The sequence below is a fragment of the Xylophilus ampelinus genome (assembly GCF_003217575.1).
In the GTDB taxonomy this organism is placed as follows: domain Bacteria; phylum Pseudomonadota; class Gammaproteobacteria; order Burkholderiales; family Burkholderiaceae_C; genus Xylophilus; species Xylophilus ampelinus.
The window spans coordinates 1-1,525 of the sequence record NZ_QJTC01000060.1; the positions used below are offsets into that span (position 1 = coordinate 1).

General features: G+C 41.8%; 2 protein-coding genes. One reads left to right on the forward strand and one right to left on the reverse strand.

Annotated features, from left to right (window positions below):
* Positions 1-338: 338 nt before the first annotated feature.
* Complete coding sequence (locus tag DFQ15_RS17305; RefSeq protein ID WP_146228796.1) at positions 339-629, reverse strand: hypothetical protein; 291 nt, start codon at positions 627-629, stop codon at positions 339-341.
* A gap of 696 nt (positions 630-1,325) precedes the next feature.
* On the opposite strand from DFQ15_RS17305, the gene DFQ15_RS18040 reads away from it, so the two are divergent.
* On the forward strand, positions 1,326-1,525 hold a 200-nt coding region (locus tag DFQ15_RS18040; protein ID WP_233504571.1), incomplete at its 3' end, for a cysteine peptidase family C39 domain-containing protein.

A 1,525-nucleotide genomic window follows, 5' to 3' on the forward strand; every position in this document is an offset into this window, starting at 1 on the left:
GAATGTCTTGAATTCATTGTCTTGCAAATTCGGTGCCATCAAGCTGCCAAATTCCCAACACAGATCAATAGGTTAGATGTTGTTCAGCGCGGACTATTGATGTGTTGGAGATGCTGTGGAGCCAACAGATGAGGAGGTGCCGCACGTTGCCATTCATGATGCGTCAAAATCCATCGCAAATGCGAATGGACACCGTTGGCCACATGTTCATGTCTGCCGAAGCTCGATGACACGAAAGCGAGAAATTTTTTTAATGGCCGGTCATGCGATATGGAATTGCGCCATAAAATCAGCCGCTTTCATTCCGTTTTGGCGTATGCACGACTTGCATTCAACTGCTAATTTTCAGGGCACTCCTTATAAAATCCGCTCGTAATCTTTGTATCAAGCCGAGCCTGAAGTTCTAAATTAAACTGAATTAATTTTGAATTAGGAGTCGAACGGCATGTAGAAATATGAACCATTTTCGGTTTGAGCCGAACAACTTCATCAACTACCGGTGTGGCTAAAGTTGATTTAACTTCTTCAAATTTGTATTCAGAGGGTAAAATTTGAACATTAACGGTATCATTTTTACCGCCGCAGGCCGTCATCAGAAAAATTGAAAAAATACAAATTTTTTGAATCATTTGAGTCCTTTTGGATTGGCGCAACATCAAAAGACAGCTTCCATCAAAAGACTATATAAAACTTCTCCGAAAAAACCAAAAATTTTGTATTAAAAATACTGAAAAGGAAATTAGGCGTTTCGGAGTGTCCTTTATCTAGGCAGGCCAGCCCCTTCTATGCTTTCTATAAATCAAAATGCTTTTCTTGGTTCATCGACCTGCATAAAATGCACTTACTTGGAATGAAAACTTCCGATTTTCAAAGATGAAGTTCAGAGTTGATACTAATTTTATTCCAGCTATCTGTCTGCCTTGAAAACCCTATCTTTATGCGATTAAAAAGCTAGTGATACGTCTGCGTGACGCCAAAGCTGATCACGCAGATGAGCCTAAAAGTCGCTTCAAGGCCAATGCATCAGGCAACTATGCGATTTTACACAATTGGCGTGCGCATGGCTTATCCAGAACCGCCATCTTCAACCATTCCAAATTTTTAAATAGTTGCAATTATTACATTTATGTAAATTAATGTTAGTGCCAACGATTTAAATTTAGGGGCGTCGCCTTAACTAAAAGGTATGAAATTTAGAAAACATATTTTAACCTGCATGTTACATATGGCGGCGATTTTTCTCTATGTTGAGCTACTAGTTCTCGTTACGGTAGTCCACTCGCTTCTAAAACCGAAGAATGACTACAAGGGAGGCAGTGTGGCAGATGGCAGCAATCAACCAATTGCAGAACGAGTTGCAGAAACTCATACCAGTCATGATAAAGGGCTCTCAAGCCAATAGATCGTTAGCAAGTCTTTGCACGGTTGCTCGCATTCACCAGATAGCAGCCGACCCTGCAACGCTCGCCCACCAGATGGGCTTTCTCCCTTCCGGCGAGCTGTCGTCCTCGGACATGCTGCGGGC

Coding starts and splice junctions, on each gene's coding strand:
- DFQ15_RS17305 (WP_146228796.1), bottom strand. CDS start 629: ATGATTCAAAAAATTTGTATTTTTTCAATTTTTCTGATGACGGCCTGC.